Raw genomic sequence first — 17955 nt, 5'->3', positions numbered from 1 at the left:
TTAACCAAGATCATCGCAGGAGTATGCGATGCCTGTCCTGGTTCTTGTCCTGATCTTTCTCTGCCTGTCCGGCCCTGCACAGGCAGGGGCCTGGATGAGAGAGAAGGGCACCAGCTTCGTTTCATCCACCTTCACCCTGAACAAATCGCTCGATCAAAGCAGCGGAACCTACATCGAATACGGATGGCGTGACGACCTGACCATCGGTGCCGACCTCAGCTTTGCCAACAGCCATCTCGGCCTGCAGTCCGGTGCGGTCACGCTTTTCCTGCGCCGCCCGCTGAGCCGGCCAGACGCGACGCACAAATGGGCCTATGAAGTCGGGGCAGGCACCGCCTGGGTTCAGGATCTGATGTTGCCCCACGTCAAGCTGGGGCTGTCCTGGGGACGAAGCTTTCAGATCGGGCAGAACTACGGATGGATGGGTGTGGACAGCGCGCTTTACTGGGACGTTACCTCCGGCCGGCGCGCGGCGAAACTGGATGGCACCCTGGGGTATAATTTCAGCCAGGTGACATCGGGCATGTTGCAGGTCTACCTGGCCCGGATTGATCAGCAGACCTATGGCACCTTCGCGCCTTCGATCCTCATCAAGCCGAAGAACCGCAATTTCCGAATCCAGATCGGCACCGAAACCCCGTTTGACAATCTGTCCTCTACATCAATCAAGCTGGGGTTATGGCGCGAATTCTGATGGCAGGCCCCCTCCGCCCTCTCAGACGGGGCCTGCCGGTGCATTCAGCGACTGTCCATGCGGACCGTCACCTGCACCCGCCCGCGCAGCGCGGTCGACCAGTTCAGCCGTATCTGGTCGCGGTTCCCGCCAATCGCCACATCGGCATAGGGTGTTTCCCACTGGCGCACATTGTTGTCATTGCGCAGGGCCCCCTGCGGCAACACGCTTTCCACCTTCAACGCCTCGCCTCCGAAAGGCAGGTATCCGGACATATCAATGGTCCAGATGTCAGATGCCGTATTCTGAAAAAATTCGACCTTGGCCGGGCTTTCAACCTGATGGGTCACCGCGTGAAACGAATTCTCGGTAAACACCACGTTCTTGCACCTTGAAAGGTCGAGATCCGCAAAGGTGGTATCGACCCGCTCTGCCCTGTCGATGGTGCCGTTCAGGCTGCGGAAACGGTTGCCCGTGATCGACACACCACTCAGGAAATGCCCCGCTCCATGCGGCTTGACCACGATATAGCTGAACCAGGGGGCCACCTCACCCGACAGAAAGATATTGTCGGTGACGCTGAGCGCACTGAACGAATATTCAGAGTTGAAGTCCGGCGCCGGGTCCTGCTCGTTGGTCCATTCGAGAAAGCAATTGTCCACATAATTGCCCGAGAAAATCGAACTCACATGGGTATTGGCAAGGATGATGCCCGCCGACCGGACCCCGTTGTTCACCTCGTCACCTTGGAAAAAATGGTTTCCCGTGATGATGCTGTTGGCCCCGCCCAGCAGGCCGAAATGGCGCAGACGCGTGGCGCGATTGTCGCGCAGCTTCACATCATTGGCATTGGCGTTGAACCCGATGGTCGTGCGCTGCGACACCGGAATCGCATCTTCCGCCGACAGGAACTGGCAGCGGTCGATCAGCATGCCCTGACAACCTCCGCCGATAGAGGTGATCCCCCGGTCTGCCGGGCGCGTGATGAAGCAATCGCGCAAGTGAAACGCCGTGCCCGACAGGGCCAGCATGATCGCAGAGGACCGGTTGTTGCACTGGAACTCGATGTCGGCCAGCACGAACTTGCTCAGCAGGCTGAAACCGCTGAAATCCAGCATGTACTGGAACTTGCGAAAGGTGAAGTTCTGCGTGCCGGAGGCATCGTAAAGCGGCGCGTTCAGCTCGATCTGCCCGGTCGCCACGTTCTTGGACCGCACATAAATCTCGCGGCCCACCCCGTTTCCCTCCACCAGGGCACCGACAGGGATATTGGCAATGTTGGTGACATTGGTCAGCCGTTTGTTGTTGCTCGTGCTGTAGGTGGCCTGCGAGGTCACAACTTCCGTGTCCCAGGCACTGCCGCTTGCCGCCTCCAGCTGGCCATTCCGGATCACCCGGCGCGTCGCATAGGAATTCTGCCCCGGCACCGCCGCCTGCATGTCAATCGGCCCGTTGATGGTCACCTTGCGCCCGCCCAGATCCAGCGTCTCGTGATCCGCATTGTTCAGCAACGCCTGGAAGGCCTTGCGAAAGGCCAGTTCCTCGTCCTCGAAGGCTTCGATGTAATTCGGCAGGTCGAAATTGCGGCGCAGCACCAGAACGGCACTGGTCGGCATGCTCAGCTTGCCCTCGAATTTCACATTGCTGTCAATCGTCACGCTGGAATTCAGCCGGTAGGTCCCGGCCGGCACAAAGACCGTGCGCCCATTGGCCGCCGCATTGGCCGCATCGAATGCGGCGCTGTCATCGGTTGTGCCGTCACCGATCGCGCCGAAATCCACCACATCCACCTGGCTCAGCATGTCGCGCAGGAAAACCGATGTCACATCCTCGATCTCGATGTCATCGACCCGGATGATCCCGCCGTTCGCGCCCACCAGGTCAATCCCGAAATGGCCGTAAACCGGCTCTGTCCCCCAGACCAGATCGACCCCGCCGCGATCGCCCGCCCCCACGATGGCCGACACCTCGACAACCTCGCCATAGCTCGTCAGCGTGACATAGGGCGCAAACCCCGCAACATTGTTCACAAGCGTCCCGTTCGCGCGGGCCGCATATCCGGCGATGCGCACCGACGGCAGATTGCCACTGATCGCCTTCACCCTTGCCCTGATCTGCAGATAGCACCCCGGCAGCAGCGGGGTCTCGCCCATGTAACGCAGCTTCTGCGTGTTCTGCGTCTTCAGCAGCTCCAGCGCCCCCCCGAAATCCTGATCCGCAGGAACAAAAGCCCCATTGGCCGAGCCTTCATAGGTGTCCGAACCCGGCGTCCCATCGCCGCTTGACCAGACATCCAGACCTTGCGCAAACGGGGTCGGCATCAGCACTACGCCATCGGTAATCGCCTTGTTCATCAAATATCCCTTTCTCCGGCAGCGCCACGGCACCCAAACCGCCAGCACCCCGTCTGGTTGACCTCAGACCCGGCGATTGCCGACCCGTGGACAGGGAAATATCAATGAAGTCTTAAGCAGCGCTGAGACCGGCGCACGGTCTTGGCGCAACGCCCGCTGTCAGGCCGTCGCCCCCGGCGCATCCAGGATCTGCACGGCACCGATGCGCCAGCCCATATCCGTCTCTTCCATCTTGTAATCCAGGTTATGGGTGAACCCCTTGGCATCGGTGATCTGCACCTTCTGCCACATCGACCCGCCCCGCTCGCGCAGCTCCAGATAGCGCACTTCGGCAGGGCGCCAGACCATCGGATAGCCCTGCGTCACCATGCGCTGAAAATTCTGCGGTGACTGGAACAATTGCTGCAAGCTCGGCGTGGCATAGGTAAATGCCGTCGCGAAATCATCCGCCTTGAAAGCTTCGAACTGACTGTTGATCGTGCCTTCGATCTCGGTGGATTGCGCGGCGGCCCCGGTGACGGACATCACCGCCAGCATCAACGCCCCGAGCATCCTCAAAAACCCTGTCCGCATGACCTCTCTCCTGTTGGCTGTGTGACTAGAGCGCCCGGCCTTTAACCTTCATCATCCTGTGACTCGAATGTCCCGAGAGCGCCGCAGGCGCGGCAGGGAATTCGTGTCTCAAGTCTAAGGTCGGGCGCTCATATGGTAAGTCACGACGCCAACAGGGCAAGAGTTTCAGCCCGCTGTCAGCTTGCCCGCCAGCGCCGCGTCGATCAGATCGGCCGTTTCCGTCACACCGTAAAGCGCGATGAACCCGCCGAAACGCGGCCCCTGCGACGCCCCCAGCAAGACCTCGTAAAGCGCCGTAAACCAGTCGCGCAGCGGCTCGAACCGCTCTTTTCCGACGGCAAAGACCATGCTTTGCAACGCCTCCGCATCCAGCCCGCCGTCCCAGGACCGCAAGTTGTCGCGCAGCTCTTCCAGGGCCTCGCGCTCCAGATCGGTCGGGGTGCGGAACACCTTGTGCGGCTTTACGAAGTCATTGAAATACCGCACCGCCTGGCCTGCCGCCGCATCCATGCCGGGGTTCTTCTCCGGCGAGGCATCGGGCGCATACCGCTGGATAAAGCCCCACAACTGCCCCTTGTCCTCGGCCGAGGACACGGACGCGAGGTTCAACAGCATGGAGAACGGCACAACCATATCCGACTTGGGCACATCGCCCCCGTGGATGTGCCAGACCGGGTTGTTCGCCCGTCCCGCGGCGTCCTGCGTCTCATAGGCGCGCAACTGCTGGTGATATTCATCCACGGCCTTCGGGATCACATCGAAATGCATCCGCTTGGCGGTCTTGGGCTTGAGAAACATGAAATACGCGAGCGATTCCGTGCTCGCATAGGTCAGCCACTGGTCAATCGAGATACCATTGCCGGAGGATTTGGAAATCTTCTGGCCATTCTCGTCCAGAAACAGCTCATAGCTGAAATGCTCCGGCTTCCTGCCGCCCAGGATCTCGCAAATCCGGTCATAGATCGCGGTATTGGTGGCATGTTCCTTGCCGTACATCTCGAAATCCACGTCCAGCGCCGCCCAGCGCGCGCCGAAATCGGGTTTCCACTGCAATTTCACGTTCCCGCCGGTAACCGGCAGGGTCATTTCCTCGCCCTCTTCGGTATCAAAGGTGATCGTGCCATCCTTGGCATTCACCTCGCGGATCGGCACATACAACACCCGCCCCGTCTCCGGGTGGATCGGCAGGAAGATCGAATAGGTCTGACGCCGCTCCTCGCGCAGCGATTTCAGCATCACCGCCATGATCTCGTCGTACCGTTCCGCCGCGCGCAGCAGAATCGCGTCGAACTGGCCCGATTGATAGAACTCCCGCGCCGAATAGAACTCGTATTCGAACCCGAAAGTATCCAGGAACCGCCGCAGCATGGCGTTGTTATGATGGCCAAAACTCTCATACGTGCCGAAAGGATCCGGCACCGATGTCAGCGGCTTGTGCATATGCTCGGCCAGCATCTCCTGCTGCGGCACATTGCCCGGCACCTTGCGCATCCCGTCCAGATCGTCGGAAAAACAGATCAGCTTGGTCGGAATGTCCGAAATCTCCTCAAAGGCGCGCTTGATCATTGTGGTCCGCAGCACCTCGCCAAAGGTCCCGATATGCGGCAGGCCAGAGGGGCCATAGCCCGTCTCGAACAGCACAAAACCCTTTTCCGGCGGCTTGTTCTGATACCGTTTGAGCACCCGACGCGCTTCTTCAAAGGGCCAGGCCTTGCTGCTCATCGCGGCGTCACGCATATCAGACATCACATTTTCCATCATTGGCACCCAAGCGCCCAATGCGCGCAGGTCAGGCCGCTTCCTATTGCGCCGGGCGGACCGGGTCAATAATCTGTACCCAACACAGCATCAAAGGAAGTTCAATGCCTGACGATCCCTCCCTGTCGCTCAGCGCGCAGGACAGTCTTGTCGCGATGATGGTCGCCGTTTCCGCGTCTGACGAGCACATCAGAACCACCGAACTGATGAAGATCCAGTCTTCGGTCAACATGCTGCCGATCTTTGCGGGCTATGACAACGACCGGCTCAGCACCATCAGCAAGACCGTGTTCGACCTCTTCGAACAGGAAGACGGGCTCGACGCGCTCTTCGGCCTGATCCGCGAGGCGCTGCCGGAACGCCTGTACGAGACCGCCTATGCGCTGGCCTGCGACGTCGCCGCCGCCGATGGCAAGCTCGAAGAAGCCGAACTGCGTCTGCTCGAAGAAATCCGTTACGAGCTGAACATCGACCGCCTGCATGCCGCCGCCATCGAACGCGGCGCGCGCGCGCGTCACCTCAGCTGACGGCGCTTAGAACGCCCGGCCTTGAACCTGATACATTCAGTATCGCCGATGTCCCGAGAGCGCGAAGCGCGGCAGGGTATCGGCGATTCAAGTTTAAGGCGGGGCGCTTTAGTGGATCTTGATGTTCAGCAACACGCATTCGGAATAAAGCATGTCGATCTCGGAGGGGTGCAGCAGCCCCTTCTGACAGAACCTCGGCGTGGCAAAGGCGCGGACATCGTCCGGTTCGATCCCCTCTGCCGCGAACCTGCGGTCCAGTGACAGGATCGCCTCCCGTGCGGGCAGGACAGACGCCGCGATCTGCCTGGCATGCCGCGCAAACAGCGGCTGATCAGCCAGATACATGATCTCATGCGTGACATATTCATCGTGCTTCTTCTGCGGATAGACCACCATCACACACAACCCGTCCGGCGTTTCCACCGCCAGATGCCGCAGGCGCAGACCCTGATGGTCGCCGATGATCCGCCGGTCCTTCGCCGTCAGCCTGTCGCCCAGCGCCAGCGGATCCTCATGCACCCTGAACTTCGGCAGTTCTGACGGCAGCCAGACCAGCCGCTCGCTGTCCAGCACCTCCAGCCCGGCGCGCTCCAACACGCTGACCGCCGCCTTGGCGCTGGAAAAATTGGTGACCGTGACCTCAGGATCCGAGGTGGCAAGCGCCATCATCTTGCCGCCAACCCCCTGCCCCCGCAGGTCTTTCAGCACATACCATGACGTCATGTCCGCCGTGGTCCGCACCCCTTCCGCCGTGATCCGCTCGGCATAGACCAACCCCAGAACCCCCATCAGCCGCCCGTTATCGCGCACCGTGATGGCATAGCGCCCCTCCGGTCCGCACCAACGCCCGGCCACCAGCCGGCGCCAGCCGTCAATGTCCCATTTGGCCTTCACAAAGACCGCGTTCATGAACTGCGCGACTTCCTCGCGCTCCGACGGCACGGCATAGGCAATCTCAACCAAGATGGGCTCCTTTCAGGACCTGAGGCAGCGCGATCCAGCGGGTCGCATCCCGGAATGTCAGCCGCTCCAGCAAGGCGGCGCTGAAATCCCAGGTTGGTTCATCTGTCTGCAGATGATGGGTGACAAAGCCTGTCGGCTCATCCTTTTCGGCCTCGCCCAGACGGCGTTGCCGCAGGTGCCGCACCGCCTGCTCCAGCGTCTTTTCCGTACCGGCAAAACGCGCGCCCTCTTTCCAGCGGATCGGGTCGATATGGCCATTGAAATGCGGCAGCCCCACCGGGGTCTCCGGCCGCCGGTCAAAGATCGACACGGCGTGATAGCCCAGACGCGGCAGGACCATCAGCGTCTTCTCCGCAATCCGGTTCCAGGGCGGGACAAAGACGGGCAGAAGGTTCGGCAATCCCGCCGCCACCATACGCTGCCAGCCAAGCGTCAGATCCGCCTCCTGCAAGGCGATGTCACGATTCACCCCGACTTCTGAGGCGCGCGCGCCCTTGGGCTCATGGTTCTTGTGCGAAAACCCGTGCTGCAACGCATAAACCAGCGGTGACGCCCCGAGGCGCGGGGCGAGGCCGGGATCAATCGCATGGGGCACCACAGCCAGATGCAAGGGGGCCGAAAACCGCTCTGCCAGCGCAATCAGCCGCTCCAGATCGGCGGTCGGCGCTTCGGTATCGTCATCCCGCCACCAGAAGGTGGGTATTTCGCCAGCCGCGCGCCACAGGCGCAGCTCTTCGTCCAGTTCGGCCCAGCTTGCCATGGAAATCTCCTTCTGCCCCATGGGTCAGCTGCCGTAGAGCGCACCCCAGCGTTCGATCAGCGCCTGTTGCACGCGCTTTGCACGGCTGTTCCAGCCCTGCGCACCGGGAGGTCTTTCGCGCTCCTCGCGACTGATCTTGGCGCGCTCCCCGGGGTTGGATGCAAAAATGGCAAAGGCCATCACGGTGCCATCCGTCGCCGTCAGATATCCCGCCAGCCCGGATACGAAATTCAGCGTTCCGGTCTTGGCATCCACCGCAATCGGATGATCCTTCATCGGGCGTCCCTTGGCATCGCGCATGCCAAAAGGTTTCAGGATCGGGCGCAGCCCGCTGTCCCGCACCTTGACCAGGGCCCTCGTCATATCCAGCGCCGTGACGGTGCTGTCATCTCCCAAGCCGGAATGATCCACCAGCTTGGGTGCCGTCATGCCCAGTTCCGCCACCGCCCAGCGGTTCATCGCGGCGGCAGAGGCGCGCAGGTTTGCCGCCGGTTCCCCGCGGGCCAGCGTCGCGGCCATGCCCACCATTTCCGCCGTCAGGTTGGTGGAATATTTCAACATCTCGCGCAGGATGCCGCGCAACGGCCCGCTGCGCCGGGTCACCAGCGTTTCGACCTGCTCGGGCAAGGTGTCAACAACCTCCGGCCGGTCCAGCTTGATGCCCTGCGACCGCGCCATGGTGGAAAACACATCCCCCGCATAAAGCCCCGGCCTGCGCACGGGCAACCAGCGCGACCCGCCGTCGCCCAGTGCCCCGCGCGCCACGGTCCAGTGATCCGTGCCGCCGCGATCTTCAAAGGTATAGACCGGCGCACTGCGGTCCTGCACCTGCATGGCCGCCATCGCCACCGCCGGACGATACTTGTCAGACCGCGCGTCCATGGTCACCGAATAGCTGCCGCTGGCCCGTTTCCATTCGAAATGCACCCGGTTGAAATTCAACGCGATCCCCGACACCGCCGGGTTATAGCCCACATGATCGGGCTGCTCGGGATCAATCTGGCGCATCACCGGCAGCGCGGCCTCATAGATCTTGAAGCCGCCCTTGACCGCCCGCACCCCCGCGGCTTTCAGGTCAGCGGCCATATCGGCCAGCCCGTTGGTATCCAGCGTCGGATCGCCGCCGCCCACCAGCCACAGGTCGCCCTGCACTTCGCCATCCTTGATCCCACCGGTGGCGCAAAGACGGGTCTGAAACCGGTGATCAGGCCCCAAAGCCGCCAGCGCGTAAAGCGCCGTGATCGCCTTGGCGACGCTGGCAGGCGGGGTCCCTGCCTGTTCATTGCGACATTCCAGCCAGGCCCCGGTATCGGCCCGCGCCACGGCAAAGGCCACATCGCCGGTCAAATGCGCCTCGCGGATGATGGCTTCCACATCGGCCACCGCGCGTTTGTGGAAATCCTCCCCCCGCAGAACGGGACGCAGGGACGATGTCGGCGGCTCGGCCAGGACGCCCCTGGGCATGGTGCCGAAGGCCGCAACCGAACCCAGAAAAAACCGACGTGAAACAAGCTTGCCCATGCGCCCGGTTAAACCGCACCTCGCGGTCTTCCACAAGCAGTCTCATTTCACATTTTACAGACCGTGAATGCGTGCTAGCAGGCCTGATGCAAAGTGCCGTTCTGATCATGTTTGTTGCCATGTCCCTGATCCCCGGCGGGGACAGCGCCGGTAAGCTGCTCACCAGCGGTCTGGGCGTTTCTCCGCTGTTCGTCGCATGGTCCCGGTTCGCCCTGGGCACCATGATCCTGCTGCCCTTTCTGCCACGCGGCAGCGATGCGCTGCTGCGCAACTGGCGCATCTGGGCACGTGCGGCGGTTCTGGCCATGGGCATCTCCTGCATCCAGATGGCGTTGCAGACGGTCGACATCGCCACCGTCTTTGCCGCCTTCTTTGTCGGGCCGCTGGTCAGCTATGTTCTGGCGGTGATTTTCCTGCGTGAAGCCGTCACACCGCTGCGCAGCGCCCTGACCGTGCTGGGGTTTGTCGGCGTGCTGCTGGTTGTCCGCCCCGGTCCGGACGGAGAGCTGGGCGTGCTCTGGGCGGTGGCCGCCGGCACCTGCTACGGCACTTTCCTGACCATGTCGCGCTGGTTGTCCGGGCTGGGCAGTCCGATGGCGCTGACCTTTACCCAGCTTGTAATCGCAGGCCTTCTGCTGATGCCGCTCGGGCTGCTCAACCTGCCGACGATGACCCTGCCCATCGCCGGGCTGACCCTGGCCTCGGCCCTGTTCTCCATGCTGGGCAACCTGCTGCTGCTCTTTGCCTACCGCATTGCCCCTGCCACGCGGCTGGCGCCGCTGGTCTATTTCCAGCTGATCGCGGCTGTCCTTCTGGGCTGGATCATCTTCGGTGACCTGCCCGATACCTTCACCTGGGCCGGGCTGGCCCTGATCATCGGGGCCGGGCTGGCCTCAACCCGCCTGCGCTGACCAGCCGCCCCGCGCCCGGATCGCCGTCGAGGAAGCATCGTTCATCGGCACGTTGATGAAACACCAGGCCGGCGCATCGGCCAGCCCCAGCAGATGACTGAAACGCCCCGGAATCCGGTAGGGCGCATAAAGCCCCGCCGCCCGGCTCATCCGCGCCGAAATGCGCTGTCCGGGGCGGGCCAGAACGCCAATCGGCACGGTCTCCATGATCCCGCGCCAATCCTGCCACTGATGCAGCTGCGCCATGTTGTCCGCACCCATCAGCCAGACAAAGCGCACATTCGGATAAAGCCTGCGCAACCTGGCCAGCGTCTGTGCCGTATAGCGCGTACCAAGCTGGCTCTCGATATCGGTGATCTCGACGCGGGGGTGGCGCATGACCTCGCGGGCGCGGTCCATCCGCTTGTCCAGCGGCTCCGGCCCCCGGGTCTTCAGCGGGTTGCCGGGGCTGACCAGCCACCAGACCCGATCCAGACCAAACCGCTTGAGCGCCTCGGTGGTGATATGGGCATGGCCCGCATGGGCCGGGTCGAACGACCCGCCCAACAGGCCGATCACCTGACCGGCTGCGGCATATGGCATTCTATGGCGCAACAAAATCGGCCCCCGAATTTCTTCAGGGGCCGAAAGGAAGGGCTTTGCGCCCCATTGTCAATGCATCAGCCTACTTGTGCTTGACGAACTCGCCCGCACGCAGACGCGTGACATAGCTGTTCAGCTCGCGTTTCACGATCGGCATCAGGAAATACAGCGCAATGATGTTCACGATCGCCATGGAGAACAGCATCGCATCCGAGAAGTCGATCACCGGACCAAGGCTTGCCGCCGCACCGATCACGATGAACAGGCAGAAGATGATCTTGAACACCAGCTCCTTGGTATGCCCTTCACCGAACAGGTAGGTCCAGGCTTTCAGCCCGTAGTAGGACCAGCTGATCATGGTGGAGAAGGCAAAGAGCACCACCGCCACCATCAGCAGGACCGGGAACCAGGAGAACGCCTTGGCATAGGCGGCCGAGGTCAGGGCAACACCGCTGACATCCCCGTCGGTCGCGATCCGGCCTGCCTCGGCATTCCAGATGTAAAGACCGGTTTCCGGGTCGACGTTCATCACGCCGCTGATCACGATCACCAAAGCAGTCATCGTGCAGATCACCACCGTGTCGATGAACGGCTCCAGCAGGGCCACATAGCCCTCTGTCACCGGCTCCTTGGTCCGCACCGCAGAGTGGGCGATGGCCGCCGACCCGATGCCCGCCTCGTTGGAGAAGGCCGCACGGCGGAAACCCTGGATCAGCGCGCCGGTAAAGCCGCCGACAACACCCAGACCGGTAAAGGCGCCCATGAAGATCTGGCCAAAGGCCCAGCCGATCTGATCGAAGTTGATCAGCAGGATGAGGATCGACACCAGCACATAGAAGATACCCATGAAGGGCACGACCTTTTCGGTGACCCGTGCGATGGACTTCAGACCGCCTGCAATCACGGCAAAGGTGACGCCCGCCAGGACCACACCGGTGATCCAGCCCGGATAATCACCCACCACACCCGCGATCTGCGCATGCGCCTGATTGGCCTGGAACATGTTGCCCCCGCCCAGCGCGCCCAGAATGGTGAAGATGGAGAACAGAACCGCCATGAAGCCGCCCAGCGGCAGACCGCGCTCCTTGAACCCCTTGGTGATATAATACATCGGACCACCCGAGACGCTGCCGTCCGGGTATTCGTTGCGGTATTTCACACCCAGCGTACATTCGGTGAACTTGGTCGCCATGCCAAAGAGACCCGCGACCACCATCCAGAAGGTCGCACCCGGCCCCCCGATGCTGACCGCAACCGCGACACCCGCGATGTTGCCAAGGCCCACGGTGCCCGACAGCGCCGTCGCCAGCGCCTGGAAGTGGCTGACCTCGCCCGCATCATTGGGATCGGAATAGTCACCTTTCACCAGTCGGATGGAATGCACGAAACCCTTGAACTGGATGGCCCCGAAATAGACCGTGAACACCACGGCACCGACCACCAGCCAAAGGGCGATCCAGGAAAAGGTTGTGCCCGGTACGGGCGCAAAGATGAAGGAAACGTACCAACCGGTGTAATCCGCAAAGATCTGGTTGATCCGCTGGTCGACGCCAACCGCCTCCTGTGCCGCGGCAAGGCCCGGCAGGACAGAGGCGATCAGGGTCAGTAGTACTGCGTATAGTCTGGACATGTCGAAAACCTCTGCTTCAGGGAATGATTGTGACCGGGACGCTCGCCGAAGCGACCAGCCGCCCCGTGACACCACCGAACAGGCGCTCTTTCAGACCGCGCGCACCAACCCGGCCCACCACGATCTGGCTGGCGCTCTGCGCCTTGGCGATATCCTCCAGAATATCCGCCGCATCGCCGTGCTTGACGACACCGGTCACTTCGAAACCGTCGGCCTTGGCCTGGGCGACAGCGGGGTCGATGACCCGCTCATGCGCCAGTTTCAATTCCTCTTCGCGGCGCTTGTGGCGCTGCTCGTTTTCCTCGGGTGTCTGGAATGAAAAGGGTGACCATTCAATCACGTAGCAGAGCGTGATTGAGCAATCCCCGATCATTTCGGCTCTGCTTTTGGCGAAAGCCAGCGCGCGTTCGCCGGCCTCCGACCCGTCCAGACCCACAACGATTGCGGTTTTTGACATGAGATGTTCCCTGTTGTCCCTGTGCCTCTGCAGCGGCGGGAAAACCCGTCCCTGCATGGACACCACTTCGTTTCCCCACGTAGGGCGGACATCGACCGACCCTCGCAGGTTAACAAAAGCGTAACAGAGATTTTGAATTCACATCGACTGAAAAAGTTCAGTTTCCGGTAAAAACGCCTAAAATCACCCGAATTCTCAGCCGAAAGCATCAATTTCGCTTGGCAGATGCAGTCTTGTGCAGCCGAACTGCCTGCAGAAATCTTCTCGCCTCAGTAGAATCGACGCATGTGATCGGACAGTTCATGCCATCGGGCAATTCGCGCAGATATTGAAACATCGCACGGCATCGGGCCACGCCGGGCGTTCAGCGTGATCACGATCGGGACGGTCCTGCCTCAACCGCCCTGCCCGGTCGGGGTCGCCTCCTGCGCCAGTTTGCCAACTGATTGCCTGCCGGATTCCACCACGTTCTCGATTTCCAGCGTGATCTCCTTGGCCTGGTTCGACAGGGCCCTGATCTCCATCGCGACCACGCCAAAGCCCCGCCCCATGTCACCCGCCCTTGCCGCTTCGATAGAGGCATTGACCGACAACAGGTTGGTCTGCTGCGCGATGGTGTTGATACCCGTGGTCAACCTGTCGATCTGGTCCAGCAGGTCGCGCATCACCTCGACGGTGTCGGTCGTCTTGCGATGCTGTTCGGTCATATCGGTCAGGTAGGCGGTATATCCCTGTGCACCCGCTGCCGTCACGGACCGGCGCAGCGACAGCCGCGCATAGGCGGTGGTATTGTCCTTGCAATGGATCGGCACTTCGCGGCTGGTGCCGACAATGCGGTCCTGCCCGGACTTGCGATGGCGGTCGACAAAACTGTCATGGGTTGCCCGCATGTCAGGGGGCAGCAACATCTTGACGTTCTTGCCGATCACCTCGGCGCTGTCATAGCCCCACAACCGCTCCGCCGCGGGATTGAAGGCAGATATATTATTACACTCATCAATCGACACGACCGCGTCGATCGCGCTTTCATGCGCATCGCCCGGCTGGTCGGCCTGCGCATCGTCATCCCGGGAATCGAGCATTTTGGCTCCTTTCAGGTGCAAGCTAGTGCCGCAATGCTGAAGAATTCGTTTCCGGCAGGGCGCCTGCGCAGAAAACAGCGCCGCCTGCCGAGGTATCTCCTGCGCGGCCACCCTCGTTTTACGACTGCGTTGATCTTGACCGATCACCGCGATATTGCGGGGCGAAACCTCTTTGACCAGACAGGAAACCGCAATGGCCGCCTATCAGTTCGTCTATCACATGTCCGGCGTCTCCAAAGCCTATCCGGGCGGAAAAAAGCTTTTTGAAAACATCCACCTGAACTTCCTGCCCGGCGTCAAGATCGGTGTCGTCGGCGTGAACGGCGCGGGTAAATCCACCCTGCTTAAGATCATGGCAGGCATGGACAAGGATTTCACCGGCGAGGCCTGGTCCGCCGAAGGCGCGCGCGTCGGCTATCTGCCGCAGGAACCGAAGCTCGACCCGACCAAGACCGTGCGCGAGAATGTGATGGAAGGTGTCGCCGCGAAAAAGGTCATCCTCGACCGTTACAACGAATTGGCGATGAACTACTCCGACGAAACCGCCGATGAGATGGCCAAACTGCAGGATGACATCGACGCGCAGGACCTGTGGGATCTCGACAGCCAGATCGACGTCAGCATGGAGGCGCTGCGCTGCCCCCCCGATGACGCCGATGTTGCCTCCCTCTCGGGCGGTGAGGCGCGGCGTGTCGCCCTGTGCAAGCTGCTGCTCGAAGCGCCTGACATGCTGCTGCTCGACGAACCGACCAACCACCTGGACGCGGAAACCATCGCCTGGCTGCAACAGCACCTGATCGACTACAAGGGCACGATCCTGATCGTCACCCACGACCGTTATTTCCTGGATGACATCACCGGCTGGATTCTCGAACTCGACCGCGGCCGCGGCGTCCCCTACGAAGGAAACTACTCCGACTGGCTGGAACAGAAGGCCAAGCGCCTGGCGCAGGAAGCGCGCGAGGACAAGTCCAAGCAGAAGACGCTGGAGCGCGAACTGGAATGGATGCGCCAGGGTGCCAAGGCACGGCAGGCCAAATCCAAGGCCCGGATCAACGCCTATAACGAGATGGCCGAAACCTCCGAGCGCGAGAAGCTGTCGCGCGCGCAGATCGTCATCCCCAATGGCCCGCGCCTCGGCTCCAAGGTAATCGAGGTCGCGGGATTGAAAAAGGCGATGGGTGACAAGCTGCTGGTCGAAGGGCTGGATTTCTCCCTGCCGCCGGGCGGGATTGTCGGGGTCATCGGCCCCAACGGCGCGGGTAAATCGACGCTGTTCAGGATGCTGACCGGTCAGGAAAAGCCCGACGCGGGTTCCATCGAATATGGCGAGACCGTCGATCTGTCCTATGTGGACCAGTCCCGCGACGACCTGAATGCCGAGGATACCGTCTGGCAGGCCATCACCGGCGGGGCCGAGCTGATCAAGCTGGGCGATGCCGAGGTCAATTCCCGCGCCTATTGCTCGTCGTTCAATTTCAAGGGCGGCGACCAGCAGAAAAAGGTCGGCCTGCTGTCGGGTGGTGAGCGCAACCGCGTCCACATGGCACGCCTGCTGAAAGAGGGCGGCAACGTCCTGCTGCTTGACGAACCGACCAACGACCTTGACGTCGAAACCCTGCGCGCGCTCGAAGATGCGCTGGTGGATTTCGCGGGCTGCGCCGTGGTCATCTCCCACGACCGCTTCTTCCTCGACCGGATCTGCACCCACATCCTCGCCTTCGAGGGCGAGGCCCATGTGGAATGGTTCGAAGGCAACTTCGAAGACTACGAGGAAGACAAGAAACGCCGCCTCGGCGCGGATGCGCTGGAACCCAAGCGGCTGAAGCACAAGAAGTTTGTACGTTGACCTTTGCGTAGCAAATTCAACGGGTGCGAGGCAGGGCTTGTTTACAAGCCCGTTCGCACTCAGTGGCTAATGTTTACTTCGCTTTACTGAACGCGAGGGTCCATCACACACAGAAGGAACGGGCCGATCAACGGCCCTTCCGCCCCCCCTTACGAGGCGCGTGGCACCCTGGCTTCCAGCTTGCTGAACAGGTTGTCTTCCTGCTCTTCCTGAACGCCGCGCAGCAGATCGACATTTGCCTTTTTCGTGCGCAGCATGTCGCTGGCCGACACACCCGACCACAACCGCTGATCCGACAGTGTCGTCAGCCGGATCGCCGGCGGCATCGGCGTGCCGCTTGCCGTGGCATCCCAATCCGATGACAGGCTTGCGTTGATCCCTGTCAACACGGCGTCACGGTCGAACCGTTCACGCCCCATCACGACACCCATGAAACGCCCCGACCCGGTATAGGCCAGCCGCGCTGTACGGTGCTTGAACGCATCAACAGCCGCCCCCGCGACGGCCTCAAGGTGGTAACGGAACGCCATCGGGCTGACCGCACGGTGAATCCCCCGCAGGCCCATCACATCAATGGAAAACAATGTCATCGCATAGCAGCCTTCCGGCATCCGCAGCAGCGTGTTTTCCAGCGCCAGCAGATCCGTCACCTCCGGGTTGCTCAGCCTGACCGCCTCATCGAAGCGCAGCTTCATCTTGGCCGTCAGATCGGCCAGCGTATGCCGCGCCTCGCGTTCGCGGTGCAGGCTGTCGTTCAGCATGCTCGCCGAAACGATCCGCGCGCTCAACTCCACGCCATCCAGCGGCTTGGACATGAAATCGGTGGCCCCGGCATAGAAGGCACGTTCCATCAGGTCAGGCTCGCGGCTGGCGGTGATCATGATGATCGGCGCGGTGCGATAGGCCGCTGTCTGGCGGATCGCATCGCAAAGCTCGATCCCGCCGATCCCCGGCAACATGACATCCAGCAGGAAACACTCGAAAGGGGCAATCGGTCCTTTCAGCAACTTCAGAGCATCCTCGCCCGACGTGCAGGTGGTCAGCTCATATCCCCGGCTGTCGGCCAATGCCCGTTCGAGCAGGTCGAGAATCACCGGATCATCATCAACGGCCAAAATACGCATGCGTTTTCCTCAAGGTTCGTCGGTTACCTGCGGCGCCAGATCGGTCTTTCCGTGGCATCAGCAAAAGGTGGTGAGGGATCGGGGGCGTTTTTGCGACCAGATTAAGACAATTTTAAGATTGGCGACGACTTTGCGCCAACCTGGTCAGGAATGTGCCGCACTCGCGTCAGCAACATGTCACACTTCCCATTTCATGCCCTAAATGCTCTATTATTCAAGACTTTAAGGCCAGAACATGCCGAAGGGTAAAACGTCCGTCAGATCGCACCAAGGGGGCGTGAATCACCTGCTGCTGACCTTCCGGTCCGGCGCGGGGGTCGTTCCGGTTCACGGGAACTCTGCGCCAGCCTCCGCGTTTCCGCCAAGGGTCGGGATGGCCCGTCAGCTATTCCGGCCTTTGTGCAACAACCGGCAGATATTTTAAGGGCCTCCACTTGTCATCGAGACAAACGCTCTGGAAAATGGATCATCTGCCAACCCCATTTACATGGAGCATTACATGCGCCGCCGTACATTTATCGCCAGTTCCTTGGCTGCCGCCGCCCTGCCACACGCCCTGAGCGCCCAGGCCGGAGCATATGACCCGACCCCTCAGGAAGTGTCGATCAAGCGCCAGTACCAACCCGGTCAACTGCTGATCCTGCCGCGCAGCCACTACCTGTATCTCGTCACATCCCCCGGCCGTGCGATCCGCTATGGCGTCGGCGTCGGGAAGGCCGGTCTGGAATTCACCGGAACCGCGACCATCGCCGTCAAGAAAGAATGGCCCACATGGCGCCCCACCGACGAGATGATCGAACGCGACCCCCAGGCCTATGGCCGCTTCAAGGGCAACACCGATGCGCAGCCCGGTGGCCCCAGCAACCCGCTGGGGGCACGCGCGCTCTACCTGTTCCAGAACGGCAAGGACACCTATTTCCGCATCCACGGCACAACCCAGCCGAACTCCATCGGCCGGTCCGTGTCCAACGGCTGCATCCGGATGCTGAACGAACACGTCAAGGATCTCTACGAACGTGTGCCCCTGGGCACCAAGGTCACCGTTCTCTGAGAGACGCGACATCTTGACTGGAAAGGGGCCGGTACGATGTATCGGCCCGAGGCTGCTGACAAACCCGGAAACGGCTGCCGCCGGAGGTAAATCGTTCTTCTGCGCTCTGCGTTACGTTTTCGAACGAAGGGCCGCGCCCG

The 17955-nt window shown here is 61.5% G+C and carries 16 protein-coding genes; 5 read left to right on the top strand and 11 right to left on the bottom strand.

Features of this window, described 5'->3' with window-relative positions:
- Positions 1-28: 28 nt before the first annotated feature.
- A complete protein-coding gene (locus PVW51_RS06435; RefSeq protein ID WP_274574081.1) occupies positions 29-694 on the top strand; it encodes a hypothetical protein in 666 nt (221 codons plus the stop codon).
- Between the two features lie 44 nt (positions 695-738).
- Here the strand turns inward: PVW51_RS06435 and PVW51_RS06430 are convergent, their stop codons facing one another.
- The 3 genes from PVW51_RS06430 to PVW51_RS06420 form a co-directional block, all read right to left on the bottom strand.
- Positions 739-3027: a glycosyl hydrolase family 28-related protein gene (locus PVW51_RS06430; protein ID WP_269367426.1), complete on the bottom strand. Its 2289-nt coding sequence runs from the start codon at positions 3025-3027 to the stop codon at positions 739-741.
- A gap of 159 nt (positions 3028-3186) precedes the next feature.
- The gene (locus PVW51_RS06425; protein ID WP_274574080.1) at positions 3187-3600 is read right to left on the bottom strand and encodes a DUF4864 domain-containing protein; all 414 of its coding nucleotides are present in this window, start codon (positions 3598-3600) and stop codon (positions 3187-3189) included.
- A gap of 165 nt (positions 3601-3765) precedes the next feature.
- Positions 3766-5346 (bottom strand): lysine--tRNA ligase, encoded by a 1581-nt coding sequence (locus PVW51_RS06420; protein WP_274574079.1) that lies wholly within the window; start codon positions 5344-5346, stop codon positions 3766-3768.
- 116 nt (positions 5347-5462) lie between these two features.
- Here PVW51_RS06420 and PVW51_RS06415 point away from each other — a divergent pair, with 116 nt between their 5' ends.
- The gene (locus PVW51_RS06415) at positions 5463-5885 is read left to right on the top strand and encodes a tellurite resistance TerB family protein (protein WP_269367423.1); all 423 of its coding nucleotides are present in this window, start codon (positions 5463-5465) and stop codon (positions 5883-5885) included.
- Between the two features lie 108 nt (positions 5886-5993).
- Here PVW51_RS06415 and PVW51_RS06410 read toward each other — a convergent pair whose 3' ends face one another.
- Genes PVW51_RS06410 through dacB form a run of 3 tightly spaced genes read right to left on the bottom strand, consistent with a single transcriptional unit; the run spans position 5994 to position 9129 of the window.
- Entirely contained in the window at positions 5994-6848 is an 855-nt protein-coding gene (locus PVW51_RS06410; RefSeq protein ID WP_274574078.1) for a GNAT family N-acetyltransferase, read from the bottom strand.
- Complete coding sequence (locus PVW51_RS06405) at positions 6841-7608, bottom strand: polysaccharide deacetylase family protein (RefSeq protein ID WP_274574077.1); 768 nt, start codon at positions 7606-7608, stop codon at positions 6841-6843. The genes PVW51_RS06410 and PVW51_RS06405 overlap by 8 nt, the downstream gene beginning before the upstream one ends.
- A 24-nt stretch (positions 7609-7632) precedes the next feature.
- A complete protein-coding gene (gene dacB / locus PVW51_RS06400) occupies positions 7633-9129 on the bottom strand; it encodes a D-alanyl-D-alanine carboxypeptidase/D-alanyl-D-alanine endopeptidase (protein ID WP_274574076.1) in 1497 nt (498 codons plus the stop codon).
- Positions 9130-9215: 86 nt separating this feature from the next.
- Here dacB and PVW51_RS06395 point away from each other — a divergent pair, with 86 nt between their 5' ends.
- Entirely contained in the window at positions 9216-10040 is an 825-nt protein-coding gene (locus PVW51_RS06395) for a DMT family transporter (RefSeq protein ID WP_274574074.1), read from the top strand.
- Here the strand turns inward: PVW51_RS06395 and PVW51_RS06390 are convergent.
- The 4 genes from PVW51_RS06390 to PVW51_RS06375 all read right to left on the bottom strand — a co-directional run bounded on the left by PVW51_RS06390 (position 10023) and on the right by PVW51_RS06375 (position 13791).
- Positions 10023-10622 carry a nicotinate-nucleotide adenylyltransferase gene (locus PVW51_RS06390; RefSeq protein ID WP_114277477.1) on the bottom strand — a complete coding sequence of 200 codons (600 nt, stop codon included), beginning with the start codon at positions 10620-10622 and terminating at the stop codon, positions 10023-10025. The two genes, PVW51_RS06395 and PVW51_RS06390, sit on opposite strands and share 18 nt — an antisense overlap.
- An 82-nt stretch (positions 10623-10704) precedes the next feature.
- Complete coding sequence (locus PVW51_RS06385) at positions 10705-12252, bottom strand: alanine/glycine:cation symporter family protein (RefSeq protein WP_269367418.1); 1548 nt, start codon at positions 12250-12252, stop codon at positions 10705-10707.
- A 16-nt stretch (positions 12253-12268) separates the two neighbouring features.
- Positions 12269-12709, bottom strand: a complete 441-nt coding sequence (locus PVW51_RS06380; RefSeq protein ID WP_269367417.1) for a universal stress protein — start codon at positions 12707-12709, stop codon at positions 12269-12271.
- A gap of 395 nt (positions 12710-13104) precedes the next feature.
- On the bottom strand, positions 13105-13791 hold the full coding sequence (locus PVW51_RS06375; protein WP_274574068.1) for a methyl-accepting chemotaxis protein: 687 nt from the start codon (positions 13789-13791) through the stop codon (positions 13105-13107).
- A 193-nt stretch (positions 13792-13984) separates the two neighbouring features.
- Here PVW51_RS06375 and ettA point away from each other — a divergent pair, with 193 nt between their 5' ends.
- Entirely contained in the window at positions 13985-15640 is a 1656-nt protein-coding gene (ettA, locus tag PVW51_RS06370) for an energy-dependent translational throttle protein EttA (protein ID WP_274574066.1), read from the top strand.
- Positions 15641-15789: 149 nt separating this feature from the next.
- On the opposite strand, the gene PVW51_RS06365 is transcribed toward ettA, so the two are convergent.
- Positions 15790-16764 (bottom strand): response regulator, encoded by a 975-nt coding sequence (locus PVW51_RS06365; RefSeq protein WP_269367414.1) that lies wholly within the window; start codon positions 16762-16764, stop codon positions 15790-15792.
- A 499-nt stretch (positions 16765-17263) separates the two neighbouring features.
- Here PVW51_RS06365 and PVW51_RS06360 point away from each other — a divergent pair, with 499 nt between their 5' ends.
- Positions 17264-17815, top strand: coding sequence for a L,D-transpeptidase (locus tag PVW51_RS06360; RefSeq protein WP_269367413.1), 552 nt, complete (start codon positions 17264-17266; stop codon positions 17813-17815).
- Positions 17816-17955 lie beyond the last annotated feature (140 nt).

It is taken from the genome of Sulfitobacter sp. PR48, from assembly GCF_028807335.1.
Taxonomy (GTDB): domain Bacteria; phylum Pseudomonadota; class Alphaproteobacteria; order Rhodobacterales; family Rhodobacteraceae; genus Sulfitobacter.
Note: the sequence above shows the minus strand (reverse complement) of the source record. Positions and strands in the feature narration are given on the sequence as shown.